The following is a 20,201-nucleotide window of genomic DNA, read 5'->3' on the forward strand; positions in this document are numbered from 1 at the left end:
TCAAGCCCCCAGGTTCCTCGGCTGGTTCGACAGTAGCCTCCGGAGCTGGGCCGTCACCGTTCGCGGAGGTATTCGCCAGGGTCCGCCAGGGTCCGCCAGATGGTGTGCCACCCGCGACCGGGTGTGGTGTAGGAACGCGCTCCCCGGCCCGGCGGAAGCCCGGACCGCATTCCCCAGGGTGCGCCCCGCGAGTCCGCGGGGCCGGGAGCGCGCCACGGGGGAACGACTGTCGGCACACGAAGGGATCTGTATCGCCCATGTACGCAGCATCGTCCTCCGTGTCCGTTCCACCCCGGCCGCGTCGCCAGCTCACCGGCGGCGGACCGTACCTCGACCCCAGCCAGGCCGGACGGGCCCGGCGGGGCGCGGGGGCGGTTCCGCAGCCGCTCGGCGGTCGGCTGGACCTGTCCGGGCCGCAGGGGGCGCAGCTGCGCACCGCCATCGCGTCGGTGCACCGGATCTGCCCCGAGTTCAACCCCGTTCAGGTCCTGCGGCGGAGCGGACGGTCCCTGCTGCTGGTAGGGACCACCGGCCGCAGCACCGCGGTGGCCAAGTGCCTGCTGGACCACTCCCCCGCCTGGGTGGAACGGTTCCGCCACGAAATAGGGGCATACCGTGCGTTCGTCCGGCACCGGCCGCCGGTGCGCGTCCCCCGGCTCATCGCCGCGGACCCGGACAACTGCACGCTGGTGATGGAGCGGGTGCCCGGCCGGGTGGCGGCCCCGCAGCGGCACCCGGTGGAACCGCCGCCGCGGGCCGACATCGAGGCGGTGCTCACCGCCGTCCGACAGGTCAACGCCTGGCGTCCGCCGCCCGGCCGGTTCGAGGCGCCGGTCGACTACGCCGCCCGACTGGCCCGCTACCACGAACTGGGCCTGCTGACCGACCGGGACATGGGTGACCTGCAGAAGCTGCTGCACGGGCTGGCGCACGCGCCGGGCCGGCAGGGCCGGGGCCAGTTTTGCCACGGCGACGCCCTGCTCAACAACGTGCTGCTCTCCCCCGCGGGCGCCGCGCTGCTGGACTGGGACCACGCCGGCTGGTACTTGCCCGGGTACGACCTGGCCACCTTGTGGGCCACGCTCGGCGACGCCCCGGCGGCGCGCCGGCGGATCAGCTCGCTGGCCCAGGAGGACGGCCCGGCGGCCCGGGACGCGTTCCTGGTGAACCTGATGCTGATCCTGACCCGGGAGATCCGTACCTACGAGACGGCGGTGCACCGGACCATGACGGACCCGGCGCCGCCGGTCCCGGGCGCCGTCGGCGCGGGCGAGGAGCAGCGGCTGCTGCTGCGGCGGCTGCACGACGACTGCGCGATGGCGCGCCGGGCGGTCCGGGCCGCGGTCGGCACCCGCTGAAACGGCCCGGCGGGGTGTCACCGGTCCAGACCGGTGACGCGTCGCAGGCCGGGCCCGCCCCGGCCCGGAAAGCCCCGGACACCGCGGCGCCGGCGGGTGAACCGCCGGTCACCGGGGTGATTGACGGGACGTCGGCCAGCGGCTACCTGTAGGGGGCTCCCGGCCTCGCGCGCTCGGGCACGGCGCGGGGCACGGTCCACCCCAGGAGGCTGCTTTGCGAGGTTCCGCCCAGGTACCTGCCGGCTCCAGAACCGGCGCCCGCCCACTCGCCCGGCGCGCCGCGGGCGTCGTGGCGTCCGCGGCTCTGCTGTTGCCCCTCATGTCCGCCACCCCGTCCGCCACGGCCGATGCTCCCCGGTCCGGCACGCTCCAGCGGGCGTTCGCCGACGCCGCCGAGGAGTTCGGCGTTCCGGAGAGCGTCCTGCTGGGCGTCTCCTATCTGGAGTCGCGGTGGGACGGGCACCGGGGCGCCCCGAGCGTCACCGGCGGCTACGGCCCCATGCACCTGACCGACGCGCGCACCGCCATCGCCGAGGCACCGCACCACAGTCACGGGGAGGAGGACGCGCGCGGCGACGCGACGCGTCCGGCCAGGACCGTGGACGTCAAGCTGCCCGAGCCGTCGGAGCTGCCGGCCCGGCTGCGCACCCTGGACCGGGCCGCGGCGCTGACCGGCCTGCCCGCCGCCGAGCTGCGGCGGGACGAGCGGGCCAACATCCGCGGCGGCGCGGCGCTGCTCGCCGACGCCCAGCGGCGGCTGGGGCTGCCGAAGAGTGACGACCCGGCCCAGTGGTACGCGGCGGTGGCCGGCTACTCGGGCGCGGACGACGCGCGCAGCGCGGCCGTCTTCGCCGACGACGTGTTCGGCGTGATCCGCGAGGGCGAGCGGCGGACCACCGGGTCCGGGCAGCGGGTGGTGCTGGAGGCCGACCCCGGGGTCGCGCCGCGCACCGGACAGCTGCCGGCGCTGGGGCTGCGCGAGGCGCCGCGCGACGAGCGGGTGGAGTGCCCGCGGAGCGTGGCCTGCGAGTGGGTGCCGGCGCCGTACCAGGAGCTGGGTGACGGCGACTACGGCAACCACGACAAGGGGAACCGCCCGGAGTCGCAGCGGATCGACTACATCGTCATCCACGACACCGAGGCGACCTGGGACACCACGCTCAAGCTGGTGCAGGACCCGACCTATGTGTCCTGGCACTACTCGCTGCGCTCCTCCGACGGCCACATCGCCCAGCACCTGCCGGCCAAGGACGTCGGCTGGCACGCGGGGAACTGGTACGTGAACGCCAAATCCGTGGGGCTGGAGCACGAGGGCTTCCTGGCCACCCCGGACGCCTGGTACACGGAGGCGATGTACCGCACCTCGGCCCGGCTGGTGCGGTACCTGGCCCGGCGGTACGACATCCCGCTGGACCGGCAGCACATCATCGGCCACGACAACGTGCCCGGCACCACCGGCGGGTCGATCCGGGGGATGCACACCGACCCCGGACCGTACTGGGACTGGGCGCACTACTTCCGGCTGATCGGCGCCCCCTTCCACGCCACCGCCGGGCCGGACGGCGGGCTGGTCACCATCCGCCCCGACTACCGCACCCACCAGCCGGTCTACACCGGCTGTGAGGACCCGCAGACCGCCTGCGCCCCGCACGGTTCGGGAGCGGTGCGGCTGCACACCGGGCCGAGCGAGGACGCCCCGCTGGTGAAGGACATCGGGCTGCGGCCGGACGGCGGCGCCTCCACACCGGGCGTCAACGACACCGGGGCGCGCGCCTCCACCGGGCAGCAGTTCGCGGTGGCCGGCCGTGAGGGCGAGTGGACGGCGATCTGGTACCTGGGGCAGAAGGCGTGGTTCCACGACCCGGCGGGGCGGCGGACGGCGGTCCCCGCACGCGGGCCGGTGGTCACCCCGAAGCCGGGGCTGAGCGAGGTCCCGGTGTACGGGCGTGCCTACCCGGAGTCCACCGCGTACCCCGCGGGCGTGCCGGTGCAGTCCATCTCCCCGCTGCCGTACAAGCTCCTGGCCGGGCAGCGGTACGCGCTGGGGCTGCGCACCCCGGGCGAGTACCTGTGGGCGACCACCTTCGACCCGGCCGGGCACCGGGTGGTGCGGGGCGAGGAGACGTACTACCAGATCCAGTTCGGGCACCGGGTGGCCTTCGTCAAGGCGTCCGACGTCACGGTGCGGCCCTCGGGCCGCTGATCCCCCGGTGGGCCGGGCCGCCGCCCCGCGCGGCCCGGCCCACCGGCACCGGGTCGGGCGCACCGCCCCGGGCCGCCGGCCGCCTGCACCCCGCGTCCGGGGTGGGTCGCCGGGCAGGGCCGGGTCGCTCCGACGGACCCGGTCCGGCGGTTCGCGCGGCTGCCCGTGGATCACCGGTTCCCTGCCGCGCCTCCGACGGGCACGCGCCGGCCGGCCACCGGCGACGACCACAGGGACATCACCCGGGCGGGTGTTCCGCGGCCGGGCCGGCACGGCACCGGAACGGGGTGGATGGTCAGTGAGTAGCGGCCGGTGTGATCGGCGGTCGTCAGCGTGACGGGTGCGCCGGACCGGAGCCGGTCGAGCGCCGCTTCCCGCGATGCCTCGTCTCCCGCCCACCGTCGCAACCGGGACGGCACGTCGGGAATGCCCGCCGGCAACTCGCGCAACGTGCCGGGGTGTCCGGCCCACCCCGACGCTGCCGGGTCCGGGTCCAGGCCGTCGGCGACGCGGAGCGCTTGGACCTGGAGCCATCGCACGGCCCGGAGCGGCGAGGGGGTGCGGATCCGCCCGAGGAGGATGCGGACCGTACGCCCGCCGACGGGTCCCTCGCCGTGGACGTCGGCCCGGTACTCCGTCGCGAAGCGGTGGGCGGCACGGCGCGTCATCGGAACCGCTCCCAGCTGTGGCCCCCGCGGTGTCCGGCGTGGAGGAAGCACGCGTCCGGGTCACCGCCGGGGCTCCGCGACGTGCAGTAGGGCAGGGCCACCAGGGCGGCGGCCTCGGTGCCGCCCGGCCAGCGGGCCCACAGCGCGGTGGTCCGGGTGAGTTCCCCGACGCAGCCGTGGTGATCACCGTGCGGGTGCGCGTCCAGGTCGCAGGTCACCTCGTCGTCGCGGACCCATCCCGGCACCCTGTACGCGGCCTCGTACACGTGGCGGCGCAACAACCGGATCCTCGCCCGGCACCTGGTCATCACCGGTCACCCTCCGGGGCCGACTGCCCGGACGCGTCCAGCAGCCACCGCAGCGTGTGGCCGAGACTGCGCACGCGCCGCGCAGCCGACTGAAGTCCTTCGCCCAGCCCCTGGTTCAGCTCGTGGGTGACGAGGTCCAGCCGGCACCGCTTGCCGTCCCACTCCGGGGTGCCCTTGTTCAGGGCGTTGATCCGTTGAGCAACGATCGGCAGGAGCACGTCCGCATGCCGCCGCACTTCGACGTACAGACGGCACAGGTCTTCGTACCTCGGAAGGGCCTCCCTGTCGGCAAGCGCGCGGTCGATCGCTGCCTGCACGTCCTCCACGACGACGGCCGGGGCCGGCTCGCGGGCCTTCTGCGCAACACCGGGGGTTGCGTGCGTCTCGTCCACCATGCTCCGGCTCCTTGGCTGCCCGATGTGGTGGTGTCGAGTGTGAACCGAACGGCAGCCGCCCGGTGGTGACTGCCTGTTGACCGACCGGTGACTGACTGTGGACTCGCTACGCTGATGAGCATGGGTACCGGAGAGGACTTCAGCCGACGAGCGTCGGTGCTTCTCAGGGATCGGGGCATCAGCATCAGGGCTGCGGCTCGGGCACTTGCGTACGACCATGCGTACCTGGCGCGCGTGCTCGCGGGGAAACAGAGCCCGTCGCCTCAGCTTGTGGACGCGTTCGAACGGTACTTCCTGCCGCGTTCCTCGTCGACGGCGGACGACGTGGTGTTGTCCGGCCCGCAGGTGAGTGCGGCGCGTGGAGCGGATCTCGCAGACGCCATCCGGGCCGCGTCGAAGCGGCTCGTCCTCCTCGACAACAGCTTGACGGGCGTACCGATCGCCGAGATGGCGGCGCGCACCTTCAGAACCGTCCACCACCGTCTGGGGATCGGTGACTACGACGCCCGATACGAGCGGGATATTCAGGCAGCGGCCGCGGAACTGGCCGAGGTGGCGGGCTGGGCGTGCTTCGACGCCGAAAAGCACTCCGCCGCACGGCGGTTCAACCAGGAGGCCCTCTTACTGGCCCAGCTTTCCGGGGATCGCTCGATCGAGTTGCTGATCATGCAGAACTTGGCGATGCATGCCGGGTGGCTGGGCAGGCACCGGGAGGAGCTGGCCATCGCCCGAGCGGTCCTGGAGGGGCGCCCGCTTCCTCCCCGTGTCGAGGCCATGTTCCGGGTCCGGGAGGCGAAAGGGCTGGTCGAATCCGGTCAGCTCGAAGCCGGCGCCAAGGCGTTCGGGCGTGCCCGAGCGCTGTACGCCGATGGGGAGCACCACCACGATCCGTACTGGGCGTGGTGGCTGACGCCTGGTGAGATCGATGGTCACGAGGGCTACGGTTTCCAGGTATCGGGTGACCATTCCCGCGGAATCCCCTACCTGGAGCGGGCCTTGCACCTTTCCGAGCCCGTGGCCGTGGGGTACCGCTCCATCTCCGCTGCACGTCTGCTCGACTGCCTCCTTGCGGTGAGGCGATGGCGTGACGCGGAAGACCTGGCCCTCCGCGTCACACCGACCGTGCATGAGATCGCCTCCGGTCGCACGCTCTCCCTTCTCCGCGACGCCGCAGAAAAGGGACGTCGTATCGAAGGCGCGCCCGTCGACGTCCGCGACGCACTCTCCGCTCTCGCCACGGCCGTCGACGCGGACCCGTTCGACCTCTGAGGGGCAGGGGAAGCGGTCAGGAGCCGATCACCGGGTAGTGGTCGGAGAGGTTGGTGTAGGTGTAGCGGGTGCCCCAACTGGAGACGGTCCAGGGGGCGCTGGTCTCCTTGACCACCTCGTTGTGCCAGCCCTCGGGGCGGACATGGCCCTGGCGGTGCAGCACGTGGTCGAGGTCCTCGCGCGGGTCGTCCGGGTAGCGCTCGGCGGCGATGGAGTTGTCCTGGGTGTCGAACGAGTACGGGTGGCCGGTGCGCGGGGCGTCCTGGAGGCCGGCGTCGGCGAGCATCGAGGCGTACTCGGGGCTGTGCCCGTCCACGTTGAGGTCGCCTGCGACGATCACCTGCTCACCGGCCGGAAGGGCCTTGGCGTCGAGGAAGGCGTCGAGCTGCCGGAACTGGCGGCTGCGCACCTGCGCGGCCTCACCGGCGGCACAGCCGGGGTCGGTGGACTGGGCGTGGGTGCCCACCACGTGGACCCGGGTACCGTTGACGTCCAGCACCGCGTAGACGAACCCCTTGTTGGAGAACCGGTCGGCGCCGCAGGCGTCCCGGTAGACCACCTGCTCCTTGCGGACGATCGGCCACTTGCTCAGGACGGTGACGCCGCCGTCCTCGGGGGTGAGGGCCGAGTACGCGCCGCCGGTGGCGTCCCAGCCGCTGGTGCTCCGCCCCATCACCGGTGTCTGGTGGGGGTAGCCGGCGGCCGCGTTCGCCTTCAGCGAGTCGGAGGAGGAGTTGTCGAACGCCTCCTGGAGCACCACCACGTCGTGGCCCTGGAAGAAGCCGGCGGCCGGGATCGCCTTCGCCCGGTGGTCCTGGCCCCAGTTCGGGTAGAGGCTCTTGCTGAACAGGAACGCGTTGTAGGACAGGACGTCCAGCCGGGGGGTACCGGTCTCGGCGGCACCGGCGGCGGGCGCCAGGGTGACCAGCGCGGCCGAGGCGAGGGCGGTGGCCAGGGCGGCGCCGGCGGCGCGGCGGAGCGAGGAGTGCGGCACTGCGTCTCCTTGGGTGCGTGGGGCACGGGACGCCGCAATCCAAGCAGCCGAAGTTACTTCCAGGTAGCCACCGGGTGGAGGGAATCTCCGGTCGACCGAACGTTTCGGTCACCACGGGACGACGGCCCCGCGGGCCGGTGCCCCGGGGCCCGCGTCGGGGCCCGGACGGCACACGCCTGGTCCGGGCCGCACCGGGTCCGGACCCGCCCCGCGGCCCGGCGGCTCAGCCCTGCTGGAACATCTCCGCGGGCAGCGGCTTCAGCAGCCGGTAGAGGTCGTCGGTGATCGGCCGGTCCCAGCTGGCGATGGTGACCAGCACCCCGTCGCTGCGGTCGAACTGCGCGCAGGAGATGCGGCTTTCGGAGAGCTTGATCCGGCGGACGATGAGCAGGTTGTCCTCGTGCATCACCGGGGTGTCCTCGGTCTCCACCACCTGCACCGGCTCGTCGTTGCCGAGCGCCGCGAGGAGCTGGGTGACCTCGAACGGGACCTGCCCCTCGGCCAGCTCCCGCACCGGCGAGCCCTCCGGCAGATTGCCGATGATCATCGCGGGGCCGCGGCCGCCGAACAGGTCGTAGCGGAGGAAGACGCCCTGGCAGCTGCCGTCCGGAGCGGGGAGCAGCCCCGCCCCGAGATCACCGGGCCAGTCGCCCGGGTCCATGGCGAGGACGTCGAAGTCCGGGCCGGTCGGTGTGGCGGCGCTGCGCCGGCGGAGGAACGACATGCGGACATGGTACGTGGCGCGGCCCCGCGCCCGCCGCACGGGAGGGGCCGGGTCTCCGGAGTGCGGACACCGCCCCGCGCGCACGCGTCCGCCGCCCCGCCGTCCGGCGGGGTACGGGTGTCCGTGGGCCGCGGTCCGTGGGTGGTGCGGGCGTCCGCCGGGCCGCCGTCCGGCCGTGGGCCCCGGTGCGGGCCGTCCGGCGCCTCGCCGCCCGGCGGGGTGCGCCCGCCCGCCGCACCGTGGCCCGCCGGCGGTACGGGCCCGGCCCGCCGTCCGGCCGCGGGCGGGCGGGAGGCGGCGCGTGGCCGGGAGGCGGGCCGACCGGGCGGCAGGCGGCGGGCCGGTGGCCTCAGCGGTACCGCCAGCCACGGTCCCGGGCGGTTCGCAGGGCCTTGGCCAGGCCGGCCCGGTCGGTGCCCACCTTGCGGAACACCCGGGACAGCAGGGCCGCCACCTCCGGTTCGGCGAGGCCCAGCTCCTCGGCGACCCGCCGGTCGTCGTGGCCGGCGGCGGCCAGCTCGGCGGCGGCCAGCTCCTGGCTGGTCAGGGTGGAGGTGGTGTCGGCGCGCAGCGGGATCGGGCGGAGGCCGACGGCGGCCAGCTCGTCCCGGGCCCGGGCGGCCAGCGACTCGGCACCGCACTGGAGCGCGCCCTCCAGCCCCCGGTAGAGCCGCTCCCCGGCCTCCTGCGGCATCCCGCCGCGGCGCAGCGCGGCACCGTGGTCCACCAGCGCCAGCGCCAGGTCGTAGGCGGAGGGCGAGCCCTCCAGCCGGGTGACGGCCTCGGCCAGCAGCGCGGTCCGCTCCGGGCCGCGGGTCACCAGGGCGGCGCTGTGCAGCGCCTGGCCGATGGTGGACGCGGCACCGAACCGGCGGGCCCGGCACACCGCTTCGCCGGCCAGCCGCTCCGCCTCGTCGGGGTCGGTCAGCGCCACGGCCCGGGCCAGGTGGAGCTGCCAGGGGCACCACGCCGGGTTGCGCATCCCGCGTCCGTCCAGGCGGCGGCCGACCGCGGCGAGCTGCTGCCGGGCCTCGCGGTGCAGGTTGCGGGCGAGCAGCAGCTCACCGTGGACGGCCTGGACGTCGGGGTAGGCCACGGCCTGCGGGACGGTGCCGCCGTAGCCGTGCTCCTGGGCCGTCCGCCACGCCTCCTCCACCCGCCCGCGGGCGAGCAGGGTCTGGATCAGGGTGCCCACGGCGGCCCACTGGGCGGGGGTGGAGGTGCCCACCCGGCCGGCGATCCGCAGCCCCTCGCGGACCAGTTCCTCCGCCTCCGCCAGCCGGCCCCGGCGGAACCGGATGTAGCCGAGCAGGGTCAGGCCGAAGGCGAGGTGGGAGCCGCGCCAGCCCCTCCGCTCGCACTCCGTGATGCCCTCCTGGAACAGCTCCTCGGCGCGCCCGGGCTGGTCGCAGTACATGAAGGTGAGGGCGACCAGGATCGGCACCTCGAAGCCCCAGTTGCCGTCGGTCCAGCTCAGTCCGTCACCGAGCGCGGCCTCGGCGTACTCCAGCGCCGCGGCTGCCGGTTCGCCGCGGACCACCGCGTCCCAGGCCCGCAGCCCGAGCAGGTAGCGCTCGGCCAGGCCACGGCCGCCGAGGTGCCCCACCAGCCTGGCGAGCCGCCGGGAGCGGGCCGGGGAGTCCTGCTCGTCGGCGCGGAAGGCGTTCCACATGAACTGCTCGGCCTGCATCCGCAGCCGGGTGGCGGCGGTGGTGGCGCGCCGGGCCTCGTCCTCCACCAGCCGCGCGGCGTCCTCCATCCGGCCGCTGTGCCCGTACGCCTGGGCGAGCCGGACGGTGACCGACTCGCGCAGCGCCGGGTCGAGCAGCGGCTCCTCCAGTGCCGCTCTCAGGTGGTTGACCGTGGCGGTGGGCGAGTTCAGGGAGGCGGCGCAGCCCAGCTCGTACAGGACGGCGGGGCGGTCCTCAAGGCTCGGCGGCTCCCGCAGCGCCCGTTCCAGGAACCGGCGGGCGGACTCCGGCGCACCGGCCCGCAGGTCCTCCCGGGCCGCCACGCGCAGCTTGTCGACGACCCAGTTGTCGGCCTCGGGGTGCATCTCCAGCATGTGGCGGCCGGCCGCCGCGGCGCCCAGGCCGGCGTTGATGACCAGGGCGGCGGCCTTGCCGTGCATCGCCACCCGCATGGCGGGCGGGATGGCGCGGTAGACGCCGGTGGCGATCAGCGGGTGGAGGAATTCCAGCGAGTCGCCCCCGGCCGAGGGCCGGGCCAGGATGCGGGCGGCGCGCATGCGCGCGGCCAGCTCCTCCGCCTCGGTGACCGACAGCGCCGCGAGTTCGGCCGCACGGTCCACGGTGGCCTCGGCGCCCAGCACCGCCACCGCCCAGGCGAGCCGGACCGCGGTGGTGCCGATCCGCTCCAGCCGGTCCAGCAGCCCGTTCTCCCGGGCGGTGGAAACGAGGGTGCGCAGTTCGGCGTTGTTGGCGGCCTGGGGTTTCAGCTCCCGGTCGCGGAGCTTGGCGGTGAGTTCGACCACCTCGAAGGGGTTGCCGCCGGTGACCGCCCAGCACTCCCGGCAGAACGCCTCCTCGGCGTCCTCGCCCAGGCCGTCCCGGACGATCCGGCCGACGGCGTGCGGGCTGAGCGGGGCGAGCACGTGCGGCCGGGAGCCCTGCCGCTCGGCGAGCCGGCGGAACGGCGCGGCGTCGGCGGGCAGGTCCTCGGGGCGGTAGCCGACGGCCAGCAGCAGCGGCAGGTCCTGGGTGCGTGGCGCGAACGAGGTGAGCCAGTCCAGCGATTCGGGGTCCGCCCAGTGGGCGTCGTCGAGGACGGCGACCACCGGCCCGTGCTGCACCACGTAGCGGGTGACCAGCCAGTCCAGTCCGTCCCGTACGCCCTGCGGGTCGGGGGTGCCGCCGCCCGGTGACCGGATCAGGCCGACGGCGGGCGCGAGGATGTCGTACCAGGAGCCCACATCCGGCGCCGGTCCGCCTCGCCGGACGCCGCCAGCACCGGCTGCACCAGCTGGCGCACCACGTGGAGGGCGACGCCCCGTTCCTGTTCACCGCCGCGTGCCGAGAGCACGGTGCAGCCGCGGGCGGCGGCCCGGCGGCGCAGTTCGGCCAGGAGCGCGGTCTTGCCGCCGCCGGCCGGGGCGGCGAACGCGATCAGCCCTCCGGTGCCGTGCGCCCCCGGCCCGCCCCCGGTGCCGGTCAGTTCGGACAACGCCGCGTCCACCGCGCCGAGTTCGATGTCCCGGTCCATCAGCGACCGGCCCGGCCGGCCCCTGCTCTCCGCGCCCTGGTTCACGATTCGTCCCCTCCGACAGGTGACGCTGAGCGTATCCTCCCGGAACGCTCCGTAGCATCCCGCGACGGCAAGTTCCGGGCATGCGCCACTGGCACACGCCAATTCGATGTACGCACTATCGATCGATCGCCGATCGCGCAACGATGTTGTGCCGCAAGGTTGGCTCGATCACGATGTGATCGGGCTCAACACCGGGCTCGCGCAGACCGCACGGATCACCTCGGGATCGATGGGGAGACATGGACACGTGGACGGCACTCGCATCGGGCCCGGACCTCGCCGGGCGCGCCCGGCTGCTGGAGATACCGGTGGGCGTGGCGGAGAGCCCGGACGCGGAGGCCGCCCGGCGGCACACCATCGGATGGCTTCGCCGCTTCGGGGTGTTCCCGCACGAGGCGGCGGCCGCGGAGTACGACGCGCTGCGTCTGGACCGGCTGTCGGCGCTGTTCTACCCCGGTGCCGTCGGCGCCGACCTGGATCTCGCCAACGACCTCAACGGCTGGTTCTTCGTCTTCGACGACCAGTTCGACGGGGAGTTGGGGTACCGGCCGGAGGCGGTGGCCCGGCTGGTGGACAGCGTCGTCGCGGTCACCCGGGAGCCGGTGACGTCCGCGCCGCCGGCGGACCGGGCGGGCAGCAACCCGCTGCTGGACAGCTTCCGGGACCTGTGGCGGCGGATCAACGACGGGGCGTCCCCGGTGTGGCGCGACCGCTTTCGGGAGAACTGGTGCGGCTACCTGGAGGCGCACAAGCGGGAGGCGCGTGACCGGACCGGGGAGCCACTGCCGTCGCTGGAGGCGCTGCTGGCGGTGAAGCGCCACTCGGTGGGGGTGCAGCCCTGCCTCGACCTGCACGAGCGCTTCGGCGGTTTCACCCTGCCCCCGCAGGTGCACGGCGGCGGGCCGGTCGCCGCGATGCGGCAGGCCACCGACGATGTGGTGATCTTCATCAACGACACGGTGTCGCTGGACAAGGAACTGGCGGCCGGGGACGTGCACAACAGCGTGCTGCTCCACCGGGAGTTGCACGGGGGTTCGCTGGACGAGGCGGTGGGCCACGTGGCCCGGCTGGCCAACGAGCGGTTCCGGTACTTCGAGGATCTCGCCGCCCGGCTCCCCGTGCTGCTCGCCGCCCAGGGCGTCCCGCCGCGGGTGGTGCGGCACGCCGTCCGGTACGCCGACGGGATGCGGCACGTGATGGCCGGCAGCCTCGCCTGGTCGCTGGAGACCTCCCGCTACGACCGGCGCGGCATCGAGGCCGTGCGCAGCGGGCGGCAGCGCCCCTGGGGGGACCTCGCCGGTCTCCGGTGACCGGCCGGGGTCGCGCTCGGATTCCGGGCGGGACCGGCGGGCGTCCGTGCAGGCGGTCGCCCGTGCCGGTGACCGGCCGCAGTTCGCGCTCGGGTCCCGGGCAGGACCGGCGGGCGCCCGCGCAGGCGGACCCCCGTGCCCGGGTGCCCGGGTGCCCGGGTGCGCGGGAGGCGGCGGACGGGCGGACCAGCAGGGCGGGGGCGGGGGGCCGGCGGGCGGCCGGCTCAGCGGAGTGCCGGGGAGCCGATCCGCCCGGCGATGAGCCGCCGGTGGCCCGGGCACCGGCCGGCGTCCTCGTACGCGCAGTCCAGGCCGGCCTCGACGAGTTCGAGGGAGGCCCGGGCCGCGGCGATCGTCGAGCGGAGCCGCTCGGCCTCGGCCCGCAGGATCGCGTGCCGGGCGGCGCGGTCCGCGGTGGCGGCCAGCAGGCTCCTGATGGTGTCCAGGCCGAGACCGGCCTGCTTGAGCGTGAGGATCGTCGCCACGCGGGTGACGTCCTCCGGACCGTAGCGGCGGCGTCCGCCCGCGTCCCGTGCCGGGCACAGCAGGCCCATCGACTCCCAGTGCCGCAGGACGTGCGTGGCCAGTCCGAAACGGGCCGCGAGTCCGCCGATCCCCGTCGTGCCGGCGCCGCTGTCTCCGCTTGACTTCATGCCGACATTAAGTCGCACCCTGCCGTCCGTGTCCAAGAACCGGGAAGCGATGGCCGAACAGCACGGGAACCGGGAAGCGGTGGCCGAACACCGCGGGACCGAGGCCCTGCTGGCCGTCCTCGACGCGGCGGACCGGATGCCGGGCGCCGCCCGGCTGCGGGCCCGCTCCTACGAACTGCTGTCCCCCGTCCCGGGCTCGACCGTCGTGGACGTCGGCTGCGGCGCCGGACGCGCCGTCGCCGAGCTGGCCGGATGCGGTGTCCGTGCGGTGGGCGTGGACCCCGACCCGCGGATGCTGGCCGCCGCCCGGGCACGGTGGCCGGCGGCCGAGTTCCGGGAAGCGGGGGCGGAGGATCTGCCGTTCGCCGACGGCAGCGTGCTCGGCTACCGTGCCGACAAGGTCTTCCACGTACTTCAGCAGCCGGAGCGCGCGGTCGCCGAGGCGCGGCGCGTCCTCGGCCCGGGCGGCCGGATCGTCCTGATCGGGCAGGAATGGGACACCATCATGATCGACTCGGAGGACGCGGCGCTCACCCGCGCCATCGTGCACGCCCGGGCCGACCTCCTGGGCACGCCCCACACCGGCCGCCGGTACCGCAACCTGCTCCTGGACGGCGGCTTCGCCGAGGTCACCGTCGAGGTGCACACCGGTGTGTTCACCGGTCCGGACACCCTGCCACTGCTCACCAGGCTCGCCGAGCCGGCCTGCGCGAGCGGCGCCGTCGACCGTGACCGGGCCGAGGGGTGGCTGGCCGAACAGCGCCAGCGCGCCGAGGCCGACCGCCTTCTCGTCGCCGTTCCGTTCTTCGTGGCCGCCGCGTCGGCCCGGGGCCGGGGACGGCGGCCGGGCACACCCGCCCGGGCCGGCGCGGGATGCCCGCGGTGACCGGGCGCGACACGGACGGGGAGTGTGCGATGGACGACGAGCCGGGGCGGGACACGGGGCGGGCAGGGTGCGGTGGACGACGAGCCGGGGCGGGACACGGACGGGGAGTGCGCGGTGGACGACGAGCCGGGGGCGGGACACAACGGTCAATCTGTGGCGGGCCGGGCTGGACGCCGTACCGCCCGGGGTGTGGGAGCGCACCGGGCTGCGCGTGCTGATCCTGGCCGACAACCGGCTCACCGCGCTCCCGGAGGCCATCGGCCGGCTGCGGCGGCTGCACACGCTGGACCTGGGGCACAACCGGCTGACCGCGCTGCCTGCCGCGCTCGGTGACCTGACCGGGCTGACCCGCTACCTCTATCTGCACGACAATCGGCTCACCGACCTGCCCGGCACCCTCGGCCGGCTGACCGGGCTGGCGTACCTCAACGTGGGCGAGAACCGCCTGGAGCGGCTCCCCGACGAGCTGGGCGCGATGGCCGGACTGGTGGAACTGCGCGCCCAGCACAACGCGCTGACCACACTGCCGGAGGGCCTGGGGCGGCTGGCGTCGCTGCGCGAACTGTGGCTGCGCGGCAACCGGCTCACCGGGCTGCCCGGTTCGGTGGACCGGCTGCGGGAGTTGCGGGAGCTGGAGCTGCGGGACAACGCGCTCGACGCGGTCCCGGAGGCGCTGCGCGGCCTGCCGCTGCTGCGCCGTGTCGATCTGCGGAGCAACCGGCTGCGGGAACTGCCGCACTGGCTCGGGGAGATGCCGTCGCTGGAGAAGCTGGATCTGCGCTGGATGGACTTCGACCTGGACGACGAGCGGCTGCGCGGCCTGCGGGAGCGAGGCTGCGTGGTGCTCACCTGATGGATCTGACCTGATGGAACGTCAGCTCAGCGCCGGTATGCGCGTTGTGGCCGTTCGCGGGCCGGGGCGCCCGGTGCGGCGCGGGCGCACCCGCCGCCCGCGGACCGGCCGGGCGGGTCCGGCGGGCGGCGGGGCCCGGCGGGATCAGGTGAGGTCGAACTCGCCGTCCCGGGCGCCGAGGACGAAGGCGCGCCACTCGGCCGGGGTGAAGATCAGAGCCGGTCCTTCGGGGTTGCGGCCGTCGCGCATCGCGATGTACCCCTCGACGAAGGCGATCTGGACATCGCCCACCCCCTGGCTGCTCGACCGCCACTGCGCGTCGGTGAGATCGAGATCCGGCTTCTTGTCGCTGTCCAGCCGCTGTTCGGTGGTGGTGTCGGCCACGTCCTCAGCTCCTCCCTGGTTGTCTTCGCCGCCCACCCTAGCGAGCACCGGGCACCTCGGACAGGGCGCCGGAACGGCACCCGCCGGTTGTGGTATGGGCGCCTCGGCGTGGCGTTCGCCGCCGTCGTGCGGGTGTCCGGAAACCGGCCTCTGCCGGGTCACCGGCCCTCCCGGATTCCGGGTCGCCGCCCGCGCGGCGGCCGGGGCGTACGGGCCGGGGTGACGTGCCGTGCGGACGCGGGCGGCCGAGGCGGGACGGGGAGGAGGGGGCGCCCGGAGGCACGAGGCAGGGGCTCGGTACGTCCGGCGGCGGCCGGCGTCAGCGGGCCGCGCCGAGGAACTCCGCCACCACCGCGAGGAATGCCTCGGGCCGCTGCTCGTGCACCAGGTGGCCGGCTTCGACGGTGCGCAGCCGGGCGCCGGGGATGCGGTCGGCCAGGTCGGCCACCTCGTGCTGCGGGATGTGGCTGGCCGGACCGCCGGCGATCACCAGGGTGGGCGCGGTGATCGTGGCCAGCCCCTCGGTCCAGCGCGGATCGGGCGCGTTGCGGGCCAGGGTGAACTGGGTCTTCACCGCCCAGTCCAGCGTGAGCGGCCCGTCCGGGGGCGGCGGGACCGGCAGCGGCGGGTCCTGCGGCAGCAGCGCCGGCACGTCCTCCAGGATCAGCTTCGCCACCAGGGCGGGCCGGGCCTGTGCCAGCAGATAGGCGATCACGCCGCCGTAGGAGTGGCCGATGACGACGGCACGGGCGATCCCCAGCGCCTCGGCGAGGCCGGCCACGTCGTCGCGGACCGCCTCCAGCGCGTACTCCCCCGGGCGGTCACTGGCCCCGTGGCCGCGCAGGTCCACGGCGATCACCTGCCGTCCGGCCGCCAGCCGCGGGGCCACCACCGCCCAGTCGGCGCCGTCCGCGCCCAGGCAGTGCAGCAGCAGGACCGGGGTGTCGCCGCCCGGTTCGCCCCAGGTGCGGTAGGCGAGCCGCACCTCACCGACCCGCACCAGCTCAAGATCACCCATAGGGGTGAGCGTACCGCCCGCGGCCGGCGGCGACGGGGCGGGCACCGGGACGGGCGGGGTGCGCCCGTGGAGGATTACGGACCCCCGCTCCCGTCGCGCCCGCGCTTGGCGGCCTGTCTGCCTGCGCGTGAACGTCCGGGTGCCGTCAGGTCCCGCCGAAGGTCCGCCGGTACGCGCCGGGCGTGGTGCCGAGTGCGTGCGGAAACGGCGACGCAGGTTGACCGCCGAGACGGGTCCGAGCGAGCTGTCCGGCGCGGCAGCGCCGCACGGTGCGGGTCGGGATCCCCGGCGCTCGGCGGGGCCTGCGTGGACCGCTCGGCGCGCGTGGGGAGGAGGCCCGGCCCGCGGCCACCCTCCTCATCCGGCTCCGCCGCCGATCAGAGCGCGGCCGGTCCGACCTCGGCGGTGACCACCATGGCCGTATCGGCATCCGCTTCCGCCAGGAGGCCGCCGCCCGGGGCCCACAGCGCGGAACGGCCGCAGCCGGTCCACGATCCCGCCGGGCCGACATGGTTGGCCAGCACGACGTACAGGTTCGCGTCCTCGGCGATGCCCGGATAGAGCCTTGCCCGCTCCTCCGCCCCGCCGCCCGTGCCGTACAGCGAGCTGGCCAGGTGCACCTGGCAGCCGTCGGCGGCACCGCGGCCGGTCAGCTCGGGGAAGTGGTTGTCGTAGCACGTGGCCAGGGCGAAACGGAGCCCGCCGAGCTCGAATCGCCCGTCCTGGTGCCCCGCCTCGAATACGCCCCGCTCCTGCTCGTACAGGTGCTGCTTCCGGTAAGTGGTGATCAACTCACCGTCGGCTCCGTGGACCAGCGTCCCGATGGCGGGACGCTCCCCGCCCGTGGCCACCGCGCAGTTGACGACGGTGGCGATTCCGCACGCCCGGATCGCGTCCAGACGCGGATCGTCCGCGTCCACCCACAGCCCCGGATCGGCGCTCAAGGCGTCGAGCTCGTAACCGGTCAGCGCCAGCTCGGGGAACACCACCAGTTCGGCACCCTGCGCACGGGCCTCGCCGGCGAGGGCGACCATCTGCCGGACGTTGGCGGCCATGTCGGCCGGGACGCAGGTGAGCTGAGTCGTGGCGATCCTCATGCGGCCGAGCATGACAGGCCGTGATCCGCTCCCGCGCAGCGGGTACGACCGGCAACCGCACGGTCGGCAGGACGGGGCCGGTCGTCGGCGGATGCGATGAGCGGGTGCGGCTCCCCGCGGTGCCCTGGGCCGTCCGGCGGGCGGAGGTCCGGCTCCGTACGGCGGTGCGCCGGCCACCCGGCGGGTCCGGGGCCCGGGCGGTACGCCGGGCCCGCTACCCGCGGTTCCCCCCGGCTCCCTCGGAGGAACAGGGGCGGGGCGCACCGCCGGCGGCGGTCAGGGGCTCGGCGCGGCCGTGGGATCCCGGAACGCCGGGGTCCGGCGGTGGATCTCGGCCGCCTCCGCGGCGCGGCCCAGCCGCTCCAGGCACTGGGCCTCGTCCACGTGGCTGGTGATCGTGTCGGGGTGGTCCGGGCCCAGCACACGCTCCCTGGCCCGGGCGACCTGCTGGTAGACGGTCAGCGCGTCGCCCCAGCGGCCCAGCCAGCTCAGGCCCACCGCCACCTCGCGCCGGCTCAGCAGGGTGTCGGGGTGGTCCGGGCCCAGGACCCGCTCGCGCGCCGCGCAGACCTCGCGGGCCTCGGTCAGCGCCTCCTCCCAGCGGCCCAGCCGCCCCAGGTTGACGCCGAGCCCGTGCCGGGCGCGGAGGGTCTCGGGGTGCGCCGGTCCCTGGGTGCGGCTGCGGACCTCCACCAGTTCGCGGTAGAGCAGCTGGGCCCGCGCGCTGTCGCCCAGCCGGCCGAGGCTGATGCCGACCTCGTACCGGGCGGCCAGGGTGTCGGGGTGCTCCGGACCCAGCACCCGGGCGCGCGCCGCGGCCACCTCCTGGTAGGTGCGCAGCGCGTCCCGCCAGCGGTCCAGCCGGCCCAGGACGTGCGCCACCTCGTACCGGGTGACCAGGGTGTCGGGGTGTTCCGGGCCCAGTACCCGGGCGCGCGCCGCGGCCACCTCGCAGGCCAGGGCGTACGACTCGGCCGGCCGTTCCAGCCGGGCGAGGGTGAAGGCCAGGTTGTGCCGGCAGCGCAGGCTCTCCGGGTGGTCCGGGCCCAGGGTGCGTTCCCGGGCGGCGAGCACGGCGGTGTAGATCTGCTCGGCGGCGCGGTGGTCGCCCAGTTCGCCGAGGACGAACGCGGTCTCCTGCCGGGCGGCGAGGGTGTCCGGGTGGTCGGCGCCCAGGGCGTGTTCCCGTCGGTCGGCGACCCACCGGTACTCGTCGAGCGCGTCACCGGCCCGGCCGGCCCGGCTCAGGACGTAGGCGATCTCGTACCGGCTGGCCAGGGTGTCGGGGTGGTCCGGGCCCAGCAGGTGTTCCCGGGCGGCGGCCACCGAGCGGTGCACGGCGAGCGCCTCGTGCCAGCGGCCCTCGCGGGCCAGCGCGAGGCCGGTGCCGTGCCGCAGCGCCAGTTCCGCCGGGGTCCCGGAGGGCGGTCCCGGTGCAAAGGCCCCGGCGGACGGTTCGGTCCGGGGCCCGGTGGCCGGGCCGCCGGCGGGTGGGCCGGTCCAGCGGCGGGTGAGCGGACCGGGGCCGGGCGGCGGGGAGCCCATCCGGCCGGCGGGGAGCCCGGCGGTGACGGCCCGCGCCCACCCGGGCAGCGGGGCCGCCACCGGTCCGGGCCCGGCCCCGTCACCGTGCCCGGCGCCGGCGCCGGCGCCGGGCACGGTGACGGGGCCGGGGACCGCGGCAGGACCGGGGCCGATGGTGAGGCCGGCGCCGGACCCCCCTCCGGTGCCCCGGAGCCCGGCGGCGCGCCAGGCGGTGATCAGCCCGGCCACGTCGGCGGCGTCCTGGAACCGCTCGGCGGGTTCCTTGGCGAGCAGCCGCACGATCAGCCGCTCCAGCTCCTCGGGCAGCTCGGGGCGGTGGTGACGCGGCGGCACCGGCGGGGTGTCCCGGTGCCCGACGATGATGGACCAGGTGTCCTCCAGGTCGAACGGCGGCGCGCCGGTGGCGAGTTCGTACAGCACGCAGCCGAGGGAGTACAGGTCGCTGCGGTGGTCCAGGGTGGCGCCCTCGATCTGCTCGGGCGACATGTAGTGCGGCGTCCCCATGGCCATCCCGTTGCCGGGGCCGGTGAGCCGGGTGGTGAAGCCGATGTCGTGGCCCAGCCGGGCGATGCCGAAGTCGCAGATCTTCACGGCGCCGTCGCCGAGCCGCATGATGTTCGCCGGCTTCAGATCGCGGTGCACGATGCCCTGCCCGTGGGTGTACGCGAGCGCCACCGCGATCTGGTCGGCGATGTCCGCCACGTCGTCCACCGGGAGCGGCTCGGCCTTGCGGTCGGCGAGCAACTGGCTGAGGTTGCGGCCGTCCAGCAGCTCCATCACCAGGTACAGGACCCCGTCGTCCTCGCCGAAGTCGTGCACCACGGTCACCCCGCGGTGCTGGAGCGAGGCCGCGACCCTCGCCTCCCGGCGGAACCGCTCGCGCAGGATCCGCATGAAGGACGAGTCGCGCTGGGTGCCCAGCGGTTTGAAGCACTTCACCGCGACCCGGCGGCCCAGGGACTCGTCGCGCGCCCGCCACACCTCGCCCATCGCGCCGCGCCCGATGAGGTCGAGCAGCCGGTACCGGCCGTGGATCAGCCTGGTCTCAGCCATACTCGCCGCCGCCCCCGTTCTCGTGCCCTCCCATCACCGCACCACGCCCGACCGGGTCCGTCCGCACGGCTGCTCCGCTCCGGCGCGCACGCCGGCCGGGGCCGATGGGCCGCGCGGTCCGCCACACACCGGCCGCGCCCGCCCCGCGGTCCAGTATGGCGGCCCGTCGGCGCGGCGAGGAGACGACGGGCCGGGGGGCGCGGCGGGTGACGGGCG

17 protein-coding genes are annotated in these 20,201 nt (G+C 75.2%); 6 read left to right on the top strand and 11 right to left on the bottom strand.

Features of this window, described 5'->3' with window-relative positions:
• The first annotated feature begins 257 nt into the window (after nt 1–257).
• Complete coding sequence (locus IHE55_RS02800) at nt 258–1,358, top strand: aminoglycoside phosphotransferase family protein (protein WP_197987559.1); 1,101 nt, start codon at nt 258–260, stop codon at nt 1,356–1,358.
• Between the two features lie 319 nt (nt 1,359–1,677).
• The gene (locus tag IHE55_RS02805) at nt 1,678–3,561 is read left to right on the top strand and encodes an N-acetylmuramoyl-L-alanine amidase (protein WP_197987560.1); all 1,884 of its coding nucleotides are present in this window, start codon (nt 1,678–1,680) and stop codon (nt 3,559–3,561) included.
• 664 nt (nt 3,562–4,225) lie between these two features.
• Here IHE55_RS02805 and IHE55_RS02810 read toward each other — a convergent pair.
• The gene (locus tag IHE55_RS02810) at nt 4,226–4,507 is read right to left on the bottom strand and encodes a hypothetical protein (protein WP_197987561.1); all 282 of its coding nucleotides are present in this window, start codon (nt 4,505–4,507) and stop codon (nt 4,226–4,228) included.
• Between the two features lie 29 nt (nt 4,508–4,536).
• Nucleotides 4,537–4,932, bottom strand: coding sequence for a DUF6415 family natural product biosynthesis protein (locus IHE55_RS02815; RefSeq protein WP_232265430.1), 396 nt, complete (start codon nt 4,930–4,932; stop codon nt 4,537–4,539).
• A 120-nt stretch (nt 4,933–5,052) separates the two neighbouring features.
• Between IHE55_RS02815 and IHE55_RS02820 the strand changes: the two genes are divergently transcribed.
• Nucleotides 5,053–6,201, top strand: a complete 1,149-nt coding sequence (locus tag IHE55_RS02820) for a helix-turn-helix domain-containing protein (RefSeq protein ID WP_197987562.1) — start codon at nt 5,053–5,055, stop codon at nt 6,199–6,201.
• Nucleotides 6,202–6,217: 16 nt separating this feature from the next.
• On the opposite strand, the gene sph is transcribed toward IHE55_RS02820, so the two are convergent.
• The 4 genes from sph to IHE55_RS32500 form a co-directional block, all read right to left on the bottom strand.
• Entirely contained in the window at nt 6,218–7,195 is a 978-nt protein-coding gene (sph, locus tag IHE55_RS02825) for a sphingomyelin phosphodiesterase (protein WP_197987563.1), read from the bottom strand.
• Nucleotides 7,196–7,418: 223 nt separating this feature from the next.
• Nucleotides 7,419–7,919, bottom strand: coding sequence for a hypothetical protein (locus tag IHE55_RS02830; RefSeq protein WP_197987564.1), 501 nt, complete (start codon nt 7,917–7,919; stop codon nt 7,419–7,421).
• A gap of 349 nt (nt 7,920–8,268) precedes the next feature.
• Nucleotides 8,269–10,851, bottom strand: a complete 2,583-nt coding sequence (locus tag IHE55_RS02835; protein ID WP_307826487.1) for an ATP-binding protein — start codon at nt 10,849–10,851, stop codon at nt 8,269–8,271.
• Nucleotides 10,809–11,186, bottom strand: a complete 378-nt coding sequence (locus IHE55_RS32500; protein WP_307826488.1) for a hypothetical protein — start codon at nt 11,184–11,186, stop codon at nt 10,809–10,811. Before IHE55_RS32500 ends, IHE55_RS02835 begins: the two co-directional genes overlap by 43 nt.
• 239 nt (nt 11,187–11,425) lie before the next feature.
• Between IHE55_RS32500 and IHE55_RS02840 the strand changes: the two genes are divergently transcribed.
• Nucleotides 11,426–12,496 (top strand): isoafricanol synthase, encoded by a 1,071-nt coding sequence (locus IHE55_RS02840; RefSeq protein WP_197987565.1) that lies wholly within the window; start codon nt 11,426–11,428, stop codon nt 12,494–12,496.
• A 224-nt stretch (nt 12,497–12,720) separates the two neighbouring features.
• On the opposite strand, the gene IHE55_RS02845 is transcribed toward IHE55_RS02840, so the two are convergent.
• Complete coding sequence (locus IHE55_RS02845; RefSeq protein WP_197987566.1) at nt 12,721–13,149, bottom strand: MerR family transcriptional regulator; 429 nt, start codon at nt 13,147–13,149, stop codon at nt 12,721–12,723.
• A gap of 49 nt (nt 13,150–13,198) precedes the next feature.
• Between IHE55_RS02845 and IHE55_RS02850 the strand changes: the two genes are divergently transcribed.
• Both IHE55_RS02850 and IHE55_RS02855 read left to right on the top strand, forming a co-directional pair.
• Nucleotides 13,199–14,035, top strand: a complete 837-nt coding sequence (locus IHE55_RS02850) for a methyltransferase domain-containing protein (RefSeq protein WP_197991748.1) — start codon at nt 13,199–13,201, stop codon at nt 14,033–14,035.
• A 151-nt stretch (nt 14,036–14,186) separates the two neighbouring features.
• A complete protein-coding gene (locus IHE55_RS02855) occupies nt 14,187–14,888 on the top strand; it encodes a leucine-rich repeat domain-containing protein (RefSeq protein WP_232265830.1) in 702 nt (233 codons plus the stop codon).
• A 144-nt stretch (nt 14,889–15,032) separates the two neighbouring features.
• On the opposite strand, the gene IHE55_RS02860 is transcribed toward IHE55_RS02855, so the two are convergent.
• The 4 genes from IHE55_RS02860 to IHE55_RS02875 all read right to left on the bottom strand — a co-directional run bounded on the left by IHE55_RS02860 (nt 15,033) and on the right by IHE55_RS02875 (nt 19,985).
• Nucleotides 15,033–15,272 carry a DUF397 domain-containing protein gene (locus tag IHE55_RS02860; protein WP_197987568.1) on the bottom strand — a complete coding sequence of 80 codons (240 nt, stop codon included), beginning with the start codon at nt 15,270–15,272 and terminating at the stop codon, nt 15,033–15,035.
• A gap of 319 nt (nt 15,273–15,591) precedes the next feature.
• Nucleotides 15,592–16,290 (bottom strand): alpha/beta fold hydrolase, encoded by a 699-nt coding sequence (locus IHE55_RS02865; protein WP_197987569.1) that lies wholly within the window; start codon nt 16,288–16,290, stop codon nt 15,592–15,594.
• Nucleotides 16,291–16,667: 377 nt separating this feature from the next.
• Nucleotides 16,668–17,387 (bottom strand): carbon-nitrogen hydrolase family protein, encoded by a 720-nt coding sequence (locus IHE55_RS02870; protein ID WP_197987570.1) that lies wholly within the window; start codon nt 17,385–17,387, stop codon nt 16,668–16,670.
• Between the two features lie 276 nt (nt 17,388–17,663).
• A complete protein-coding gene (locus IHE55_RS02875; protein WP_197987571.1) occupies nt 17,664–19,985 on the bottom strand; it encodes a serine/threonine-protein kinase in 2,322 nt (773 codons plus the stop codon).
• Between the last annotated feature and the right edge of the window lie 216 nt (nt 19,986–20,201).

This window comes from Streptomyces pactum (assembly GCF_016031615.1).
In the GTDB taxonomy this organism is placed as follows: Bacteria; Actinomycetota; Actinomycetes; order Streptomycetales; family Streptomycetaceae; genus Streptomyces; species Streptomyces pactus.

Coding starts and splice junctions, on each gene's coding strand:
- IHE55_RS02800 (WP_197987559.1), top strand. CDS start 258: ATGTACGCAGCATCGTCCTCCGTGTCCGTTCCACCCCGGCCGCGTCGC.
- IHE55_RS02805 (WP_197987560.1), top strand. CDS start 1,678: ATGTCCGCCACCCCGTCCGCCACGGCCGATGCTCCCCGGTCCGGCACG.
- IHE55_RS02815 (WP_232265430.1), bottom strand. CDS start 4,932: ATGGTGGACGAGACGCACGCAACCCCCGGTGTTGCGCAGAAGGCCCGC.
- IHE55_RS02820 (WP_197987562.1), top strand. CDS start 5,053: ATGGGTACCGGAGAGGACTTCAGCCGACGAGCGTCGGTGCTTCTCAGG.
- IHE55_RS02830 (WP_197987564.1), bottom strand. CDS start 7,919: ATGTCGTTCCTCCGCCGGCGCAGCGCCGCCACACCGACCGGCCCGGAC.
- IHE55_RS02840 (WP_197987565.1), top strand. CDS start 11,426: ATGGACACGTGGACGGCACTCGCATCGGGCCCGGACCTCGCCGGGCGC.
- IHE55_RS02845 (WP_197987566.1), bottom strand. CDS start 13,149: ATGAAGTCAAGCGGAGACAGCGGCGCCGGCACGACGGGGATCGGCGGA.
- IHE55_RS02850 (WP_197991748.1), top strand. CDS start 13,199: ATGGCCGAACAGCACGGGAACCGGGAAGCGGTGGCCGAACACCGCGGG.
- IHE55_RS02865 (WP_197987569.1), bottom strand. CDS start 16,290: ATGGGTGATCTTGAGCTGGTGCGGGTCGGTGAGGTGCGGCTCGCCTAC.
- IHE55_RS02870 (WP_197987570.1), bottom strand. CDS start 17,387: ATGAGGATCGCCACGACTCAGCTCACCTGCGTCCCGGCCGACATGGCC.
- IHE55_RS02875 (WP_197987571.1), bottom strand. CDS start 19,985: ATGGCTGAGACCAGGCTGATCCACGGCCGGTACCGGCTGCTCGACCTC.